Genomic DNA, 18729 nt, shown 5'->3' with positions numbered 1-18729 from the left:
GAGCCGAGGCTAGTGCCCGCGCCGCGCCCTGGCGAGGGTCAGTGCACCAGGATCTTCAGAACTATCGCGAACATTCCCAGGGCCGCCGTGGCCAGGGCCCCGCAGACCCGCCCGTACCAGGCGATACCCCGCCCGCCGAAGGCGATCCAGCCCACCACGCCGAGCAGGGCGACCTGCACCCACAGCGCCATCCAATCGGCCACGGCGCCACCCTCCATCCCGACCAAACCGAGCAGCAGCAAGGCCAGCGGCGGGATGCCCGCCAGCAGAAGTCCCTGGGAGTCCGCGAGCGCGGCCCGGAACGAGGCGCGCACGCGCACCGGATCGGAGTCGAGACGCCAGGGTGCGCGGCGACGGTGTGCGCGAACACCTCGATGGCCCAGAACACCAGCAGGCTGAGGACCGTGATCGTGAAGACGTCTAGGATGCCGCCCGATTCGTCCGCGACGGCGATCACGACGCCGACGAGCACGGTGCCCGACACGAGCTCGGGAGAGATGTACCGCCGCCGCAGCGGGCCGGTCGGGGAAGTCGTGCCATTGCCGGTGTCCACGCTCATCCATCCCGCGCCCGCCGCACCGTCACCAGCATCGGCGGACCACCGGTCGCCGAGGTTGACCCGCCCGCGGGCAAGCGCATTCCGCGCGGAACCGCCTCCACCCGCCCGCGTCACCAACACCTGGGTCGGCGGCGACGCATGTCGGCACGGGTGAAACAACGCGCCCACAGTACGCCGGTTTCGGAATAGGGTTTCCCTATTGCCGATCCGGCCCCACCGACTCGAGAGGACCCGCACCGTGGCAGCTTCTTCCTCAGCCTCTCCGGCCACCCTGCACGACGTCGCCCGCGACGCGGGCGTCTCACTGGCCACCGCCTCCCGATCACTCAACGGCAGCACCCGCAAGGTCAACGAGGACTACCGCCAGCGGGTACTCGCCGCGGCGGCCAGGCTCAACTACAGCCCGAACTTCTCCGCCCAGGCAGTGGCGAAGGGGTCCACGTCGACCGTTGCGCTGCTGGTGAGCGACATCGCCGACCCGTACTTCTCCTCCATCGCCGCCGGCGTCATCCGGGCCGCCGAGGCGCAGGGCCTGATCGTCACCATGGCCGTCACCGAGCGCAGCACCGAGCGCGAGCTCGAACTCGTCCGTGCACTCCGGGGCCAACGACCCCGCGTCATGATCCTCACCGGAAGCCGCTCCGACGGCTCGACCTCGCAGGCGGCACTCATCGCGGAGCTCACGGCCTTCGCCCGCACCGGGGGCCGCGTCGTGCTGATCAGCCAGGAGGGCCTGCCGTTCGGCACCGTCGTGGTGGACAATTACCTCGGTGCCCGGGCGCTGGCCAACAGCCTCGTCGCCGCGGGCTACCGGCGGTTCGCGGCCGTCTGCGGCGAGCGCGCCCTGGTCACCTCCCGCGACCGGCTCGCCGGCTTCGCCGACGGTCTGGCCGAGCATGGCATCGCCATCCACCCCGACCACGTCGTGCGAGGCGAGTTCACCCGGGACGGCGGCTTCGAGGCGGCGGCGGCACTGATCGCCGGCGGCCTCGACCAGGTCGAGCTGGTCTTCGCGGTCAGCGACGTGATGGCCATCGGGGCAATGTCCGCCCTCCGCGAGGCGGGCATCGATGTGCCCGGGGATATTGCAGTGGCCGGCTTCGACGACATCGACACCGCCCGCGATGTCACCCCGGCGCTGACCACGGTGAACATCCCGCTGGCCGACCTCGGCCGTCGGGCCGTGGAACTCGCGCTCTCCGACGCCACCGACGTCACCGACGTCACCGACCAGGTCATCCGGGTGGAAACCCGGGTGATTCTTCGCGCGAGCAGCCCGCCGCGCTAGCCTCGCGCGGCGCACGTCCGTCCGTGGTGGCACAGCGTGCCCGAACCGAATATGTTTAGACCCAGAACATTTTATGTGTGAACCACCTTGGGCGATGACGGCGAGGACACCCTCCCGCCCGCGGGTGGTGGCATGACTCCTGCTCTTTCTCATTTCGCTGCTCGTCAGCCCCGTAATTCCGGGGCCGACAGCCGGCACGTGCGTTGCAGGAGTTGTGCCCACCCAACGCGGTTTTTCTAGTTTGGAGTGCGTCATGACGCTGGTTGCCGGAGTCGACTCGTCGACACAGAGTTGCAAGGTGGTCGTGCGAGATGCCGACACGGGCGTGATGGTGCGCACGGGGAAGGCCGCCCATCCGGCCGGCACTGAGGTCGATCCCGCCGCCTGGTGGGATGCCCTGCTGGCCGCGATCACGAACGCCGGCGGGCTCGAGGATGTGGCCGCCGTGTCTGTCGCCGCCCAGCAGCACGGCATGGTGGTCCTCGACGACGCGGGCCAGGTCATCCGGCCCGCCCTGCTCTGGAACGACACCCGCAGCGCCCCCGCCGCGGCCGCCCTGATCCAGGAGATCGGCGCCGCCGAGTACGCCCGCCGCACGGGCGTGGTTCCGGTGGCGTCGTTCACGGTCACCAAGCTGCGCTGGCTGCGGGATGCCGAGCCGGCCAACGCCGCCCGCGTCGCCGCGGTGGCCCTGCCGCACGACTGGCTCAGCTGGCGGTTGCGCGGGTACGGCCCGGCCGGGGACAGCGCCCTCGGCCCGGTGCTCACCGAACTGACCACCGATCGGTCGGATGCCAGCGGCACCGGCTACTGGTCGGCCGCCGCCGCCGACTACGACCGGGACCTGCTCGTGCGGGGCCTCGGCCACGACGCGCTGCTCCCCCGCGTGCTCGGCCCCGGCGAGACCGCCGGCACCACCGTGGCCCTGCCCGGCGTTCCGGCCGGCCTGGTCGTGGGCGTGGGTGCCGGCGACAACGCCGGCGCCGCCCTGGGCCTGGGCGCCGCCGCCGGCGACGTCGTCGTCTCGATCGGCACCAGCGGCACGGTCTTCGCCGTCACCGAACAGCCCAGCGAGGATGCGTCCGGCACCGTCGCCGGGTTCGCCGACGCCAGCGGGCTGAACCTGCCGTTGATCGCCACCCTGAACGCCGCCCGTATCCTCGACTCGATCGCCGGCCTGCTCGGCGTGAACCACGACGAACTCGGCCGCCTCGCCCTCGAGGCCGAGCCCGGCGCCGACGGCCTGGTGTTGCAGCCGTACTTCGAGGGTGAGCGCACGCCGAACCTGCCCGACGCCACCGCGTCGCTGTTCGGGCTCACCCTGGGTTCGACCACCCGGGCCAATCTGGCCCGCGCCGCCATCGAGGGGCTGCTCTGCGGCCTGGCCGACGGCCTGGACGCCGTGCGCGCGCAGGGCGTCACGGCCGAGCGGATCCTGCTCATCGGCGGCGCGGCGCAGAACCCGGCCGTGCAACTGATCGCCGCGCAGGTGTTCGAGGCGCCCGTCGCGGTGCCGGTGCCCGGCGAGTACGTCGCCGACGGCGGCGCCGTGCAGGCCGCCTGGGCGCTCACCGGGGCCCGCCCCGCCTGGTCGGTCCCCATCGCGACCCACCCCACACCGGACTTTCACCCCGTCATCCGCGCCCAGTACGCCGCGCACCGCGCCTGACCGAAGCTGCTCGCGGCACGCGAAAGTGCTCGCAGCGTGCGATATCAAGCGCTATATCGCGTGCCGCGAGCACTATCTCAGGCCGCGGGCACTAGCCCACGCCACGAGCGCGAAACTGCGCTACTCCCAGGTGGCCACTGGCCAGCCGTCCTCCCACTGGAGCGGGATCAGGCCGAGTTGGAAAGCGCCGTCAAGCGCGGTGTCGTAATAGTGAAAGGCGAGGGTCCCGCCGGACACCGATTGGCCGCCCGGACCGACCCGGTCTCCGTCGTTGCCCAGAAGCGGGGTGCCGCCGTCATCCAGCAGGGCGGCGCCATTGGCGTCCAGGTACGGTCCGCTCACGGTTTCCGACCGCCCGACCGCAATGTTGTAGGTGCTCTCCGTGCCGCGGCAGCAGAAGTCTCGGGAGAAGAACAGGTAGAAGTAGTCGTCGTGGGCGAGCAGGAACGGTGCCTCGAGCGCGTTCACGGCCGTGTCGCGGTCCGCGATCAACTCCGGGTCGGCGTCGTCGGCGCGCAGCCCGCCGGGCCACTCGAGTTGCACCAGGTGCAGCCCCGACGAGAACGACCCGAAGGTCAGCCACGGCGTGCCGGCGGCATCCTCGACCACGCCGGGGTCGATCGCGTTGAAGTCGGTGCCCACCGAGGTGATCACCTCGCCCTGGTCCACCCACTCGTAGTCGGCCGCATCCGGGTCGAGGGTGCTGTTGGTCGCCAGCGCAATCACCGAGGTGTTGGTGCCGAACAGCGACGCCGAGTAGTACAGGTACCAGGTGCCGTCGTGCTGGTGGAGCTCGGGCGCCCACAGGTTGTCGACACCGGGCACCGCCGCCACCAGCCAGGCCGGTTTCTCCTGCCAGACCTCGCCGACGTACTCCCAGGCCAGACCGTCCACGGACCGGCGGATCTGGATGTTGCCGTCCGCGATGTCCCCGTTGCCGGTGGAGAAGACGTAGTCGGCGGCACCGTCCGTCCCGGCCACGTAGGCCGGGTCGTGCACGGCGATGTCGCCGCTGAGGGCGCGGGCCCCCGTCCCGGTCGAGCATCCGCTCAACAGGAACAGGAGCACCGCGGCCAGGGTCAGGACGGACGGGCCCGCGAGCGCACCCGCCCGACCCGGTCGTCCTAACCGAGCGCGATCGCCGACCATGACACGGGCGGCAGGGTGACCGTGAGCGTACCGTCGGCCAGCACAGCACCGGCGAGGTCCTTCAGGCCCACCCGGTTCTGATCGGCGAGCGTGTTCTTCGCGTACGGGTCGGCGTCGTGCAGGGTGACCGCTTCCGTGACCACGGATGCGCCGAGCCCGGCCACGTCGATGGCCACCTCGATCGACTCGGTCTGGCTGCGGTTCACCAGGAACACCGCCGCGGTGCCGGTTTCGGCGTCCACGGTCGCGACCGCGTCCACCAGCGGTGCGGCGCCGTACACGGCGGTGTCGTAGCTGCCGACCTCGATGCGGGGCGTGAGCACCTCACCGCGGGCGAGCCTGGAGGTCACCGAGAACGGGAAGAACGTGGTCTGGCGCCAGGACGCTCCGCCCGGTTCGGTCATGATCGGGGCGATCACGTTCACCAGCTGGGCCAGCGAGGCACTGGTGACCCGGTCGTGGTTCTGCAGCAGGGTCATCAGAAGGTTGCCCAGCACGACGGCGTCGGCCACCGAGTAGACATCCTCGAGCTGGCGCGGCGCGAAACGCCACTCGTCGTTGACCTCTTCGGAGGCCTGGTGCTCTTCGAGGTACCAGATGTTCCACTCGTCGAAGGAGAGCTGGATGGTCTTCTTGCTGCGCAGCTTGTGCTTGACGTGGTCGGCCGTGGCAACGACGGTGTCGATGAAGTACTTCATCTCCAGCGACGACGCCAGGTAGGAGTCCAGGTCGCCGTTTCGCTCCTGATAGTAGGCGTGGCAGGAGATGTAGTCCACGGAATCGTAGCTGTGCTCGAGCACCACCCGCTCCCACTCGCCGAAGGTCGGCATCGCCGAGCCGGAGGAGCCGCAGACCACGAGCTCCAGCGACGGGTCGGCGGTCTTCATGGCCGATGCGGTGCGGGCGGCGATCTTGCCGTAGTCGTCGGAGGACATGTGGCCGACCTGCCAGGGGCCGTCCATTTCGTTGCCGAGGCACCACATGCGGATGTCGTACGGTTCGGCCTTGCCGTTGCGCACGCGCTCGTCGGCCAGGGCGGTGCCGGCCTCGCCGTTGGCGTACTCGAGCAGGTCGAGGGCGGATTCGATGCCGCGGGTGCCGAGGTTCACGGCCATCATCAGCTCGGAGCCGGTCAGTTCGCACCAGCGACCGAACTCCTCCAGGCCCACCTGGTTGCTTTCCAGGGAGTGCCAGGCCAGGTCGCGGCGCACCGGGCGCCGGTCGCGGGGGCCGACGCCGTCTTCCCACTTGTAGCCGGAGACGAAGTTGCCGCCGGGGTAGCGGATGGTGGTGGAGCCGAGCTCCTTGACCAGGTCGACCACGTCGAGGCGGAAGCCGTCCTCGTTGGCGGTGGGGTGGTCGGGCTCGTAGATCCCGTCGTAGACGCAGCGGCCCAGGTGCTCCACGAAGGAGCCGAAGATGCGCCGGTTGATGGTTGCGACCACATGTGTGCGGTCGATGCTGATTCGTGCGGTGGTCATGGAGATCCGGTCCTATCTGTGCAACGTTGTAAACGGAGTTCGAAATCGAGTAAGTGTAGGTATGTGGGTCGGCTCAGGCGAGCGAGGTGTGCCGGGCCGGTGCCAGCGGCAGGGCGCCGTCTTCGTTCCGCACGGCGCCGTGCGCGGGGTGCGCGGCATCGAGCGCGGCCAGGCGGTGATCGATGAGCCAGCCGGCCAGGAACAGCGGTGCGGACGCCCCGATCAGGGGAATCAGCACGCCGAACTGGAACAGGGCGAGGGTGAGTGCGCCCAGACCCAGGATCAGTGACAGGCTCAGCACCGGCGAGACGAACGGCAACACGAACGCGTATCGCCAGACGGACCGTGCGGAGTCGCGGTAGCGGGTGCAGATCGTGATCGCGCAGAAGAGCGCGAGAAGGGTACCGATCGAGGCCACGATCAGCAGCACCAGCAGCACGGCGCTGACCGGGCTGCCGGCCACGGCCGTCGTTTGGAAGGCCACCAGGTCGAGGAAGATCAGTACGGCGGCGGCGTGGAACGGGATCGCCACGACGAACAGGCGCCAGAACTGGGCCCGGTAGGCGGTGATGAAGTCCCGCACCAGCCGGTCGCCGGGCTGCCCGGCGCGCAGCCGGCCGAGCAGGATCGCAGCGGCGGTGGCCGCCGGGAACACGCCCAGCACCACGAGCCCGGCAAGCGTGCCGGCGAGGAAGAGCAGGTTGATCACCACGAGGGCGATCGCGAAGCGCAACCAGTTCATCACCTTGCCGGCCCAGCCGATGGCGTAATCGTCCATCTCAGGCGCTCCTCGTGCCGAACCAGGCCACCCCGTCGGCGGCGAGGCCGCTGAACGAGAGCGCGGGCCGGGCGTTGGCCCAGTCCCAGCTGGGAAAGACGACGGCGTCGAGCTCGGTGCCGGATGTCCCGGCGCCGCCGACCACCAGCCTGACGTTCTCGGGGGCGGCGCCGAAGAGCCGGTCGGCGGGTGCCGCGCCGGCGGGGACCAGGGCGGCGGGGGCCAGCGTGAGCGTGCTGGTCACCGAGTCCACCAGGGCGGAGGAGTCCGGGGCGAGCCGCACCACCTGCCATGCCCCGGCCAGGTCGACCGGTTCGGTGAGCCGTTCCAGTTCGGCGCCGGCGAAGGGCTGCGGCGAGACGACGGGCCAGCCGGTCGCGGTGAAGAAGGTGCGCCGCAGCTGCACCACGTGCTGGTGCGGATCGTCGGCGAAGCGCACGTGGTGCACCATGAAGTACTCGTGGGACCGGTAGCCATCGGCGCCCGCGGTTGCGCCGTCGCCGGAACCGTCCGTGCCGGGCAGGCCGGCCTCGATGAGGATCGAGTTGTGCCCGGGGGCGAGCCAGCCGGTGTCGCTCCCGAACCGGTGGCTGCCGAGCACCTTGGTGCCGATCAGCTCCGGAGCGCTGTCCAGGTCGGTCAGCGCGTGGCCGAGCAGGTCGGTGTACGGGCCGGTGATCTCCTCGGCCACGGCCACGCGCACGTTGTAGCTGTCAAAGAGCGAGTCGTAGGAGGAGAACAGCACGTAGCGGTCCTCTTCACGGCGGTAGAGGACGAAGGCGCCTTCGATGGCCCGGTCCACCGAGACGGGCCGGCGGGCGAGCAGGGTACCGAGGTCGCCCGGCGTCTGCGGCCGACCGGTGGTGGCGTCCAGCGGCAGCGTGTAGATGCCGGAGAAGAACGACCCGTAGGTCAGCCACGGGGCGCCGGAGCGGTCGATCGTGACGGCCGCGTCGATGGCGTTCTGGCTGTCGGTGCCGGCCCGGGTGGCCACCACGATGCCGCGGTCCTCCCAGGGGCCGGCCAGGCTGCTGGCCACGGCCAGGCCGATGGCGGAGGTGTTCGATCCGAAAGTGGACGCGGAGTAGTACATGTGCCACCGCACCTCGGCGGTGTCGGCGCCCACGGCGCCGGTCGCCGGCCAGCGCACGACCTCCGGGGCCCAGAGCCCGGGGGCCTGGCTCCACTCGAAGGCGGGGCCGGGCACCCCGGCAAGGGCGGTGCCCACGAAGGTCCAGGTGACGAGGTCCACCGAGCGGCGAACGTGCACACCGGCGGCCACCGAGTCGGCGCCGGCGGCGGCGTCCGTGGAGAACATGAACCAGCTGCCGTCGGTGTCGCGCACGACGGTGGGGTCGTGCGCGTTGCGGGTGCCCCAGGCGGCCGGGTCGCCGGCGGGTGCCGGGACCAGGCTGCGGAGGGCGCCGGCGGCCGGCGCGGCGGCCGGACGCTCGTCGAGAACCGTCATGACTATCCCTTCCCACCGGTGAGGGCGACGGATTCGATGATCTGGCGCTGGAAGATGATGAACACGATCAGCACGGGAAGCAGTGCGATGAACGACGCCGCCATGATCAGCGGATAATCGGTCTGGCTGGCGTACTGGGCGTTGAAGCTCGCGATGACGAGCTGCAGGGTCTGCTTCTCCGGCGTGTTCAGGTAGATGATCGGCGCCAGGTAGTCGTTCCAGACGGCCATGAACCAGAGGATGAACTGGGCGGCCATGGCCGGCCGGATGGCCGGGAAGATCAGCCGCCAGAAGATCTGCAGGTACGAGGCGCCGTCGAGCTTGGCGGCCTCGATGATCGAGTCCGGGACGTTCTCGAGGTACTGCTTGAGGAAGAAGATCATGATGATGTTGCCGAACAGGCCCGGCACGATCAGCGGCAGGAGGGTGTCAACCCAGCCGATCTCGGCGAAGACCATGAACTGCGGGATCATGATGGTCGGGAACGGGATCATCAGCCCGGCGAGCAGCATGAGGAACGCGGCGTTCTTGAACGGCATCTTCATCTTCGCGAACGCGAATGCGGCCACGGCGGAGGTGAGCGAGCCGATCACGGTGACGGTGGTCGCCACGATCAGGCTGTTCCGGATGCCGCTGAGCAGCGGACCGGCCGACCAGACCCGCACGTAGTTGTCCCACATCACCGGGTCGGGGATCCACTGGGGCGGCAGGGCGAAGATCGCGTCGTGGGTCTTCAGTGAGGTGGAAAAGGTCCACACCAGCGGGCCGAGCATCACGATCGCGCCGAGCGAGAGGATCAGCGTGACGAGCAGGTTGCCGAGCTTGTACCGCGAGGTGCGCGACAGCGCAGCCGGGGTGTTGCTGCGGCGGCCGGAGCGCACCGGGCTGCGGCCGGGAAGCCCGGCCTGCGGGTCGAGCAGCGGCGCTGCGGCGGCGGGGCCGGGCAGGGAAGTTGACGTACTCACGAGGGCGGCCTTCAGTCGATCGAGAACTGGTTGCGGCGGTTGAGCCGGAATTGGATGACGGTGATCACGAAGATGACCAACCCGAGCACGATCGACATGGCCGACGCGTACCCCATGTGAAGGTTGTTGAACGCCTGGCGCCAGATGTACCAGACGATGGAGGCGGAGCTGAACTCCGGGCCACCGAGGGGGGTCATGATGTTGATCTCGATGAAGATCTGCGAGCCGCCGATGATGCTGGTGACGACGAGGAAGAAGGTCACCGGGCGCACCATCGGCATGGTGATGTTGCGGAACTGCTGCCAGGTGCCCGCGCCGTCGAGCGACGCGGCTTCGTAGAGGTAGCGCGGCACCGATTGCAGGGCGGCCAGGTAGAGCAGCATGGAGTAGCCCAGGCCCTTCCAGGTGGCCATGATGATCAGGGCCGGCTTGACGGTGTCCTTGTCGGCCAGCCAGTTCGGGCCCTGGATGCCGAACAGGTCGAGGACCTGGTTGACGAGGCCGAAGTCACCGTTGTACGCCCACTGCCAGAGGATGGCGATCGCGGCGATCGAGGAGATTACCGGCACGTAGTAGACGGTGCGGAAGAACGTGGTGCCGCGCATTTTGCGGTTGAGCCCGAGGGCCAGCGCCATCGAGAGCACCAGGCCGATGGGGATGCCGATCATCATGAACAGCGTGTTCCACATGGCCTTAAGGAAGTACGGGTCGTTCCACATCTTGATGTAGTTGTCGAGGCCGTTGAACTTGGGTGCGGCCAGGCCGTTCCAGCTCGTGAAGGAGGCGTAGACGGAGTAGAGCAGCGGGTAGAGCGTGAAGAGCAGGAACCCGATCAGGGGGATCGCGATGAACAGGAGGGCGACCTGGTGCTCGCGCCGGTGCAGGCGTGAGCGGCGCGGCTTGGAGCGAAGGACTTCAGTGGACATCAGCGATCTTCCTTGACTTGATTCCGATGAGCTGGGACCGGCCGGGGCCGGGGGCGGATGCCGCGGCCACGCGTCGAGGGCGCGGCCGCGGCATCCGGGCGGTGTCAGCCGATACCGGCCTGGGCGTTGGCGTCGTCCAGGAATGCCTGCATCTTGGGCTGCGCCTCCTTGAGGTAGTCAGCGGCGGTCTGCTTGCCGTCGAGCACAGGCTGGATGTTGGTGAACAGCTCGTCGTACCACTCGGCGTTGTAGGTGTTGTTGGCGGGCAGCGCGCGACCGTAGTCGTTGACGATGTCCAGGAACTCCTGCTTGTTGGCCGGCGGGGTGGTCGAGTCGGCCACCCAGGTGTCGGCCATGTCCTTGAGGTTGGGGATCTGCACACCGGCGTCGACCAAGGTCTGCTGCGCGGTGACATCGGCGGAGAGGTACTCGACGAGCTTGGCGGACAGCTCCGGGTCCTCGGTGGTGCTGCCGACGGCGATACCGAGCGAGCCGACCCAGGTGGCGGACTCACCGGTCTTGCCGGCCGGGTAGGGAATCAGGTCCCAGGCGAAGTCGAGGTCGGCGTACGTGGAGACGTCCCACGGACCCACCGGGAAGAACGCGATCTGGCCGCTCATCCACCGCTGGTAGGTGTCGAGGGTCTGCGCCTGCGCGGTGGAGGGGGTGACGCCCTCGACGTTGGACAGGTCGGCGAACCACTGCAGGGCCTCGGCGAACTCGGGGGTGTCGACGGTGACCTTGGTGCGGTCCTCGTTGAGGAAATCGGCGCCGTTGGACCAGGCGAAGGACTGCAGGCTCCACTGCACGTTGAGTCCGGTGCCCCACTGGTCGAGTTCGCCGTCGCCGTCGAGGTCCTTGGTGAGCTGCTTGGAGATGTCGACGAACTCCTGCAGGGTCAGGGGCACATCCACGTCGGGCAGCGGGATGCCCGCGGCCTCGAACATGGTCTTGTTGTACCCGAACGAGAACGGTCCGACGTCCTTGGGCAGCGCGTAGATGGCGCCCTCGCCGACCAGGCTGCCGTCGTAGCGGTAGCTGTCGACGCCGTACTCCCAGATGTTGTCGAGGTCGAGGGTGTCCGAGTCTTCGACGTAGTCGGTGATGTCGAGGACGACCCCGTTGTTCACGTAGGCCTGGATGTCACCCTGGGCGATGTAGAACACGTCGGGGATCTGCTTGCCGGCGATGGCCGCCTTGAGCTTGGTGGAGTAGTCGTCGGCGGTGGTGACGATGATCTTGACCTTGACGTCGTTGGCTTCTTCGAAGGCCTTGATGGCCGTCGTGTACGCGGCCTTCTCGTCTTCGCCGCCGCGGAACATGAATGTGAGCTGCTTCTCACCGGTGTCTGCTGCTCCTGCCGAGCATCCGCTGAGCAGAAGGCCGGTCGTAGCGATCATTGCTACGGAGGCGGCGATAAGACGTGACCTCTTCATCACGTGTTCCTTCCCGATTGGCTGTGCTGTGAGTGGTGGATGCCACGGCCCGGCGGGTCGGACATCCGTGTCCTGAGTGTTTTACAACGTTGTAACAGTATGTCAGGCTCCGCCGAGGCGCAAGATATTCCGGCAAAAAATTCCAACGTTGTAATATCGTTACCGTTCCGTTATCCGGCATTCCCGGGGCCGCCCCGAAGGATCCGGAACACCGGCATCGGCCCAGGAGGCGGGAGCAGGGCGGGGCTAGCCGGCCGTCGACTCCCGGTCGACCACGGTGTAGTCGGCCAGGTAGACCTCGGGCACCGGCGGGGTCACGCCCTCCTCGATGCGCTGCACCAGCAGCCGCACCGCGGTGTCGGCGATCTCGTCGCGGCCGGGGTCGATGGTCGACAGGGTCGGCAGCGAGTACTGGGTCTCGTCCAGGCCGTCGAAGCCCATGAACATCACGTCTTCCGGCACCCTCAGCCCGGCCACCTGGGCCACCCGCATCGCGCCGAGGGCGAGGGCGTCGTTGAGTCCGAAGACGGCGTCGAAGTTCACACCCGAATCGATCATGGCTCGCATCGCCTCGGCGCCGTCCAGCCGGTGCCACAGGCCCACGTGGCCGATCAGGGCCGGGTCGAACGGGATGCCGGACTCGGAGAGGGCCTCGCGGTAGCCCTGCAGGCGGAGCGCGGCGGAGCCGACCAGCTCCCCCTCGTGCGCGCCGATCACGGCGATGCGGCGGCGGCCCCGGCTGATCAGGTGCCGGGTCGCGGCCTTGGCGGCCTCGACGTTGTGCATGGTGACGTGGTCGACGGGGCTGCCGAACACCCGCTCGCCGAGCAGCACCAGCGGGTAGCCCACATTGAGGAGCTCGGCATCGTCGGTGCTCATGCCCAGCGGGCTGAAGATCAGTCCGTCGGTCAGCTGCAGCCGCGGGCTCGAGAGCATGGCGATTTCGCGGTCGCGGTCGCCGCCGCCGGTCTGCTCGAGGAGCACGACGAGGTGGCGGCGTTCGGCGGCCTGGATGATGGCATCAGCCAGCTCGGCGAAGTAGCTCAGGCTGAGCTCCGGCAGGGCCAGGCCGATCACGCCGGTGCGGCCGGAGCGGAGGCTGCGAGCCGTGATGTTGGGCTTGTAACCGAGCTCGTCGATGGCCGCGCGCACCTTCGTGCGGGTCGCCGGGCGGATGTGCTCGAAGTCGTGGACGACATTCGACACCGTCTTGATCGACACCCCGGCGAGCGCCGCCACATCGCGCAGTGTTGCTGCCATTTCGCTCCCTGGTTGGTCGATTCCCCACGAACCGCCTCGCGCGGGTGGCCGCGGGAATCGCGGCCGTCCGCGCACCGCTCCGGTGCGCATCCGACTGTTCTCTATGCGAACTTACCGCGTGCATTACAACGTTGCAGCCCGCCGGCCCGTTCACGCGCCCGCGGCGGGCCCCGACGGTGCGCGCGCGGCACGCGGCCCGCCTTCCGCTTCGTACGCGCGGGCGCTAGGTGTACTGCGGGGCGGTGGCGAGTCGGATTGCCGCGAGCTGCAGCCACCGGAGCGGGTCCGCCATCGCGGCCGCGCCGCCGCCGGCCAGGGCGGTGAGCGCCACGGCCGCGTCGAACTGGCCGGGATGGTCCGCCAGCGCGTCGGCATCGATCGCGCCGGCCACGAGGAGGGCGCGTGCACCGGCCTCCTTCGAGAGAGCGGCCAGATAGGACGGCACCTTGCCGGCCGCCGACTGGGCGTCGTACCGGCCCTCGCCCGTGATCACCACGGATGCACCGGCGACGGCCGCCGGCACACCCAGCGCCTCCCCCACGGCGGCGGACCCCGCAAGAATCCGGGCACCCCAGGCCAGCAGGCCGAACGCGGTGCCGCCCGCCGCCCCGGCGCCCGGGGTGAGGGGGTCCATCGGGAGCACCCCGGCCAGGCGGGCCAGGCCCGCGTCCAGCTGGGCGATCTGGGCCTGATCGGCGCCCTTCTGCGGGCCGAACACCGCCGCGGCGCCGCTCGGGCCCAGCAGCGGGTTGGTCACATCACCGAGAATCAGCACGCCACCATCCGGCAGTACCGGCAGAGAGCTGAGGTCCGCCGCCGCCACGTCGGCCAGCCCGCGGCCGCCCGTGTGCACCGCTCGGCCGGCAGCGTCGGTGAAGCTCGCGCCGAGGGCGGTCAGTGCGCCCGTCCCACCGTCGGTGGACGAGCTGCCGCCCACCGCCAGGTAGAGCCGGCTGACGCCGTGCCGGAGCGCGGCCGCGATGGCCTCGCCGAAACCGATGCTGTGGGCAGCGAGCGGTTGAAGCGGGTAGAGGAGGGTGATGCCGCTGGTGCACGCCAGTTCGACCACGCCGGTGCCGTCCGGCAGCAGCAGCCAGGTGGTGTCGACCGGGTGATCGTCGGGGCCGGCCACCGTCACGGGCATCCGCCGGGCACCGGGCACCGCGAGCTCGAACGCATCCAGGGTGCCCTCACCGCCATCGGCCATGGGCATCAGCAGCAGCTCGTCGTCCGGACGAACCGAGGCCCAGCCGGCCGCCAGCGCCCGTGCGACATCCAGCGCCGTTGCCGTGCCCTTGAAGGAATCCGGGGCGATCACCACGCGCTCGACGGTCGGCATCCGGCTCCACTTCGTTGTATCGGTTCCCGGCATCCGGGCACGCGGCGGCGACGGACGAGAGGAAAACGTTTGCCCAGCTTGAACGGCCGAGGCGCAGATTGTCAAGCTGCACCGTGTCGTATTTTGTCCGCACCGTTGCGAACCATCGATCTCCTGTTCTACACGTCGGGTAAACGCTTTCCAGTTTTCGCGGAGAGCTACCCTCAATGAAGAAGGACACCCTCGTGGCACAGACCCTCGGCATCATCGTGCACGGCGCCTCCGGGCGCATGGGCTACCGGCAGCACCTCGTGCGCTCCATCCTTGCCATCCGCGAGCAGGGCGGGGTTCCGCTCCGGGATGGCAGCCGGGTGCAGGTCGCACCGATCCTGGTCGGCCGCAACGAGGCCAAGCTCAAGGAACTCGCCGACAAGCACGGCATCGAGCACTACACGACCGACCTCGACGCGGCGCTGGCGGATGACCGCTGGCACGTCTACGCGGACTTCCTGGTCACCAAGGCCCGGGTGAGCGCCCTCAATAAGGCCATCGCGGCCGGCAAGGCCATCTACACCGAGAAGCCCTCGAACTGGCTCGGCTGGCCGCGGCCGCCGGCGTCAAGAACGGTGTCGAGCCCCACCTTCTACTACAAGACCGGGGTCGCGTTCCTGTCCTGGCTGGGCGGCCACCAGGACGCGTTCAGCATGGTCGGCGGGCTGCACGCCGCCCGCAGCCTGCCGCACCTGTCCGAGATCGTGCGCCTGGCCAACGACTCCGGCGCCGTGGAGCGGCCCGAGCTCGCGGCCGCCCGCTGGAGCAGCTACCTGACCCTGAACGGAGTCCCAGCATGACCTCCACCCTGCCCACCCCGGCCGCATCCGCCACCGGGGCCACGGCCGCGCATCCGCGGCTGTCGATCAACCAGGCCACCATCGAGTACGCCCACCTGGCCACCGCCCTGCGCGTCACGGCCGACGCCGGCGTCACGAGCATCGGCCTCTGGCGCGAACCCGTCGCCGAGGTGGGCCTGGACACCGCGGTGCAGCTGGTCGTCGACTCGGGCCTGCGCGTCTCCAGCCTGTGCCGGGGCGGTTTCTTCACCAACCCGGAGGGACCGGCGCGCCGGGCCGCCATCAACGAGAACCGCCGCGCCATCGCCGAGACCGCCGCGCTCGGCGCGCCCACCCTGGTGCTCGTCGCCGGCGAGCTGCCCGAGGGGTCCAGGGACCTCGTCGGCGCCCGCGCCCGGGTGCGCGATACGATCGGCGAGCTGGCCGACGAGGCCCGGGCCGCGGGGGTCACCCTCGCGATCGAGGCGCTGCATCCGATGTACGTGTCCGACCGGGCCGTGGTCTCCACCCTCGGCCAGGCCCTCGACATCGCCGAGCAGTTCGGGTCGGATGCCGTGGGCGTGGTCGTGGACACCTTCCACGTCTGGTGGTACCCGGATCTGGCCGCCCAGGTGGCCCGTGCCGGCGCCGGCGGCTACATCGCCAGCTACCAGGTCTGCGACTGGGCCACCCCGCTGCCGGCGGATGTGCTCCTCGGCCGGCACTACCCGGGGGACGGCGTTATCGACTTCGCCGCCATCTCGGAGCTGGTGCGCACCGCCGGCTACACCGGCGACGTGGAGGTGGAGATCTTCAACCAGGCGATCTGGGACACCCCGCCGGCCGAGGCCGTGGCCGGCACGGTGGCCTCCTTCGGCACCGCGGTCGCCCCGCACCTCTAGCCCGACCACGTTCCGCCAACGCGCCCCAGCGCTCGCGGCACGCACAAGTGCTCGCAGCACGCAATAGTGCTCGCGGCGTGGGGTAAGTGGCGCCTTAACCCACGCCACGAGCACTAACCCACGCCGCGAGCGTTTTCCGACGCCGCGAGGCCACCGCGTACGGGCCCAGACCGGAGCGGGCCGCGGAAGTAGGCTGGTTGGGTGAATGCCTACGACTCCGCGCCCGTCGACCCCGAATCCGCCACCGTCCTGACCGAACGCGGCCTGAGGCTTTCGGTGCTCGATGCCTCCGACGAGGTCGGCCTCAAGCGCTGGCTGCTGGCGGATGCCCGCGGCTTCCACGAGATCACTCCCACCGAGGGCACCCTCGAGGTGCAGGTCGAGGACATCGCCACCGACCGGGTCACCGGGGTGTGGGACGCCACCTCGGCCGACCCGGAGACCCCGGTCGCCACCGTCCGGTCCTGGGAGATGGGCCTGACCGTGCCCGGCGGCACCGCCCTGGCCAGCTGGGCGATCAGCTCGGTCACGGTCTCGCCCACCCACCGCCGCCAGGGCATCGCCCGCGCCATGCTCACCTCGGAACTCCGCACCGCGGTGCGGCTGAGGCTGCCGGTGGCCATGCTCACGGTGTCGGAGGCCACCATCTACGGCCGATACGGTTTCGGCCCGTCCGTACGGCAGTCCTCCTACCTCGTCGAGACCCCGCGGGCGCGCTGGATCGGGCCCACGCCGGCCGGCCGGGTGCAGTTCGTGAACCCCGAATCGCTGCTCACCGACGGCCCCGCGGTCTTCGAACGCACCCGCGAACGCTGCCCCGGCGAGGTGGACCGCCGCGAGATCTGGTGGAAGCGCATCCTGGGGCTGCTGCCGAACGAACCGGAGGCACACAAGCGCGGCATCCGGGCGGTGCGCTACGACGACGCCGACGGCGCCATCGCCGGTTTCGCCCTCTATGAGATCGCCCTGCAGAACGTGAGCCAGCCCGGCCAGCTCAAGTTGGTCGACCTGGTCGCCGCGACCGACGACGCGTATGCAGCGCTGTGGCGGTTCATGGTCGAGATGGACATGGTCAACGAGATCGCGGCGCCGCTGCGCAGCATCTCCGAACCGGTGGCCTGGCAGGTCTCCGACCACCGCGCCGTGCGCAAGACCGGTGAACGCGACCACCTCTGGCTGCGCATCCTCGATGTGCCCACCGCCCTCGGCGCCCGCCGGTACGCGGCACCGGGCGACTACCTGCTCGACATCACCGACGACCTCGATTTCGCCCAGGGCCGGTTCCTGCTCACCATTGCAGCCGACGGGAGCGGCCAGGCGCAGCGGCTGCCCGATGCGGCGGCAGGCACGCCGGACGGCGCCGTCGAGGTTGCCCTGACGGCGGCCGACCTGGCGTCGCTGTACCTGGGCGGCACGAGCGCCGTCGACCTCGCCCGCGCCGGCCGCATTCTCGAGAAGACTCCGGATGCCGCGCGCCGACTGGACACGGCCCTGCACTCCGCGTACACCCCGCACCTGAGCACCTGGTTCTAGAGCGGGCTCCGGGTTCCCGCCGCCCGGAACGGGTCTAGGCTCGATTCGGGCCCGGAGGAATCGACCCCTCCCAGCGGGCTCACAGCACCCGGCGATCGGCCTCATAGCTTCGGTCGCTAGCGTCGGGGAAGAATCTGTCCCGACGAAACGGCAAACGCAGTCCATGAACGCACATATCCCCGGCCAGCCGCTCCCCCCGAAGAAGGATCGCCGCGAGGTGGCCCGCGAGACCGCCCGCATCCAGCGTGAGGAACAGGAGAAGCGTGATGCGCGAAACCGCTGGTTCCTGCGCGGCGGCATCGGGGTCGCGCTGATCGCGATCGCCGCAATCGTGGCGTTCATCGTGGTCGGCAGCATCAAGCCGCCCACGCCGGGGCCGTTGAACATGGCGAGCGACGGCATCCTGCTGCAGGGGGACGGCACCACCGTCAGCGCCGTGGAGACCGATGCCACCGAACCGGACGCCGATCCCGTCGCCACCGATGTGAGCGCCCTCACCGACACCGTGAACATCGCGGTCTACCTCGACTACCTGTGCCCGTACTGCAACCAGTTCGAGACCACCAACGCCGACCAGCTCAACAGCTGGCTCACGGCGGGCAACATCACCCTCGAGATCCATCCCATCTCGATCCTGGACAACTCGTCGAACGGCACCAAGTACTCCACCCGGTCGGCCAACGCGGCCTCCTGCGTGGCCAACTACTCGCCGGACGACTTCCTCGACGTGAACGCCGCCCTGTTCGCGAACCAGCCCACCGAGGGCACCAGCGGCCTCACCGACGCCGAACTGGTGAGCCTGGTGGAGACCGCGGGCGTCACAGACGAATCCGTCGCCACCTGCATCACCGACCAGGAGTTCAGCTCCTGGGTGGGCGCCGCCACCGACCGCGCCCTCGAGGGCCCGCTGCCCAATTCGTCGCTGGAGGCCCTCACCGGCACCCCGACCGTGCTCGTGCAGGGTGTGCAGTACTCCGGCGACCTTGCCGACGCCGCAGCCTTCGAGACGTTCGTCATGGAGCAGGCCACCGCCACCACCGACACCAGCGGAGGCACCAGCACCGAGGCGCCGGCCGAGTAGGCACTTCCCCACTCGGCTAATGTGGCCGGTGCGGACAATAGGTCCCGGCACACCGGGTGCAGTTGTCCGTGCCGGCCACAGTTGTC

General features: G+C 69.7%; 15 protein-coding genes and 2 pseudogenes. 7 read left to right on the top strand and 10 right to left on the bottom strand.

Annotated features, from left to right (window positions below; genetic code table 11):
- Window positions 1–38 precede the first annotated feature (38 nt).
- Window positions 39–320 (bottom strand): hypothetical protein, encoded by a 282-nt coding sequence (locus tag JWP54_RS06015; RefSeq protein ID WP_297368714.1) that lies wholly within the window; start codon window positions 318–320, stop codon window positions 39–41.
- 477 nt (window positions 321–797) lie between these two features.
- Here JWP54_RS06015 and JWP54_RS06010 point away from each other — a divergent pair, with 477 nt between their 5' ends.
- Window positions 798–1847: a LacI family DNA-binding transcriptional regulator gene (locus JWP54_RS06010; RefSeq protein WP_297368710.1), complete on the top strand. Its 1050-nt coding sequence runs from the start codon at window positions 798–800 to the stop codon at window positions 1845–1847.
- Window positions 1848–2100: 253 nt separating this feature from the next.
- Window positions 2101–3516: a xylulokinase gene (gene xylB / locus JWP54_RS06005; RefSeq protein ID WP_297368707.1), complete on the top strand. Its 1416-nt coding sequence runs from the start codon at window positions 2101–2103 to the stop codon at window positions 3514–3516.
- Between the two features lie 120 nt (window positions 3517–3636).
- On the opposite strand, the gene JWP54_RS06000 is transcribed toward xylB, so the two are convergent.
- The 9 genes from JWP54_RS06000 to JWP54_RS05960 all read right to left on the bottom strand — a co-directional run bounded on the left by JWP54_RS06000 (window position 3637) and on the right by JWP54_RS05960 (window position 14318).
- Window positions 3637–4665 carry an arabinan endo-1,5-alpha-L-arabinosidase gene (locus JWP54_RS06000; protein WP_297368704.1) on the bottom strand — a complete coding sequence of 343 codons (1029 nt, stop codon included), beginning with the start codon at window positions 4663–4665 and terminating at the stop codon, window positions 3637–3639.
- Complete coding sequence (locus JWP54_RS05995; RefSeq protein WP_297368700.1) at window positions 4641–6146, bottom strand: alpha-N-arabinofuranosidase; 1506 nt, start codon at window positions 6144–6146, stop codon at window positions 4641–4643. Before JWP54_RS05995 ends, JWP54_RS06000 begins: the two co-directional genes overlap by 25 nt.
- Before the next feature lie 73 nt (window positions 6147–6219).
- Window positions 6220–6924, bottom strand: a complete 705-nt coding sequence (locus JWP54_RS05990; protein WP_297368697.1) for a YesL family protein — start codon at window positions 6922–6924, stop codon at window positions 6220–6222.
- A 1-nt stretch (window position 6925) separates the two neighbouring features.
- Window positions 6926–8392, bottom strand: a complete 1467-nt coding sequence (locus JWP54_RS05985) for an arabinan endo-1,5-alpha-L-arabinosidase (RefSeq protein ID WP_297368694.1) — start codon at window positions 8390–8392, stop codon at window positions 6926–6928.
- A gap of 2 nt (window positions 8393–8394) precedes the next feature.
- Entirely contained in the window at window positions 8395–9357 is a 963-nt protein-coding gene (locus JWP54_RS05980) for a carbohydrate ABC transporter permease (RefSeq protein ID WP_367274187.1), read from the bottom strand.
- A gap of 11 nt (window positions 9358–9368) precedes the next feature.
- A complete protein-coding gene (locus tag JWP54_RS05975) occupies window positions 9369–10283 on the bottom strand; it encodes a carbohydrate ABC transporter permease (RefSeq protein WP_297368691.1) in 915 nt (304 codons plus the stop codon).
- A 104-nt stretch (window positions 10284–10387) separates the two neighbouring features.
- A complete protein-coding gene (locus JWP54_RS05970; RefSeq protein ID WP_297368688.1) occupies window positions 10388–11719 on the bottom strand; it encodes a sugar ABC transporter substrate-binding protein in 1332 nt (443 codons plus the stop codon).
- Between the two features lie 246 nt (window positions 11720–11965).
- Window positions 11966–12979, bottom strand: a complete 1014-nt coding sequence (locus JWP54_RS05965; RefSeq protein WP_297368685.1) for a LacI family DNA-binding transcriptional regulator — start codon at window positions 12977–12979, stop codon at window positions 11966–11968.
- Window positions 12980–13202: 223 nt separating this feature from the next.
- On the bottom strand, window positions 13203–14318 hold the full coding sequence (locus JWP54_RS05960; protein ID WP_297368682.1) for a glycerate kinase: 1116 nt from the start codon (window positions 14316–14318) through the stop codon (window positions 13203–13205).
- 206 nt (window positions 14319–14524) lie between these two features.
- On the opposite strand from JWP54_RS05960, the pseudogene JWP54_RS05955 reads away from it, so the two are divergent.
- From JWP54_RS05955 to JWP54_RS05935, 5 genes and pseudogenes are all read left to right on the top strand, one after another.
- Window positions 14525–14928 (top strand): annotated as a pseudogene (locus JWP54_RS05955) (gfo/Idh/MocA family oxidoreductase); the annotation flags it as partial.
- Window positions 14915–15148 (top strand): annotated as a pseudogene (locus JWP54_RS05950) (DUF993 family protein); the annotation flags it as partial. The pseudogenes JWP54_RS05955 and JWP54_RS05950, both read left to right, overlap by 14 nt.
- Window positions 15145–16029, top strand: a complete 885-nt coding sequence (locus JWP54_RS05945; RefSeq protein ID WP_297368761.1) for a sugar phosphate isomerase/epimerase — start codon at window positions 15145–15147, stop codon at window positions 16027–16029. The pseudogene JWP54_RS05950 and the gene JWP54_RS05945, both read left to right, overlap by 4 nt.
- 201 nt (window positions 16030–16230) lie before the next feature.
- Window positions 16231–17562, top strand: a complete 1332-nt coding sequence (locus JWP54_RS05940; protein WP_297368680.1) for a GNAT family N-acetyltransferase — start codon at window positions 16231–16233, stop codon at window positions 17560–17562.
- A 163-nt stretch (window positions 17563–17725) separates the two neighbouring features.
- Entirely contained in the window at window positions 17726–18643 is a 918-nt protein-coding gene (locus JWP54_RS05935; RefSeq protein ID WP_297368678.1) for a thioredoxin domain-containing protein, read from the top strand.
- Window positions 18644–18729 lie beyond the last annotated feature (86 nt).

Origin of the sequence: Cryobacterium sp., assembly GCF_025463825.1 — a bacterium.
Taxonomy (GTDB): domain Bacteria; phylum Actinomycetota; class Actinomycetes; order Actinomycetales; family Microbacteriaceae; genus Cryobacterium.
This window is presented reverse-complemented; position numbering and strand designations above follow the sequence as displayed.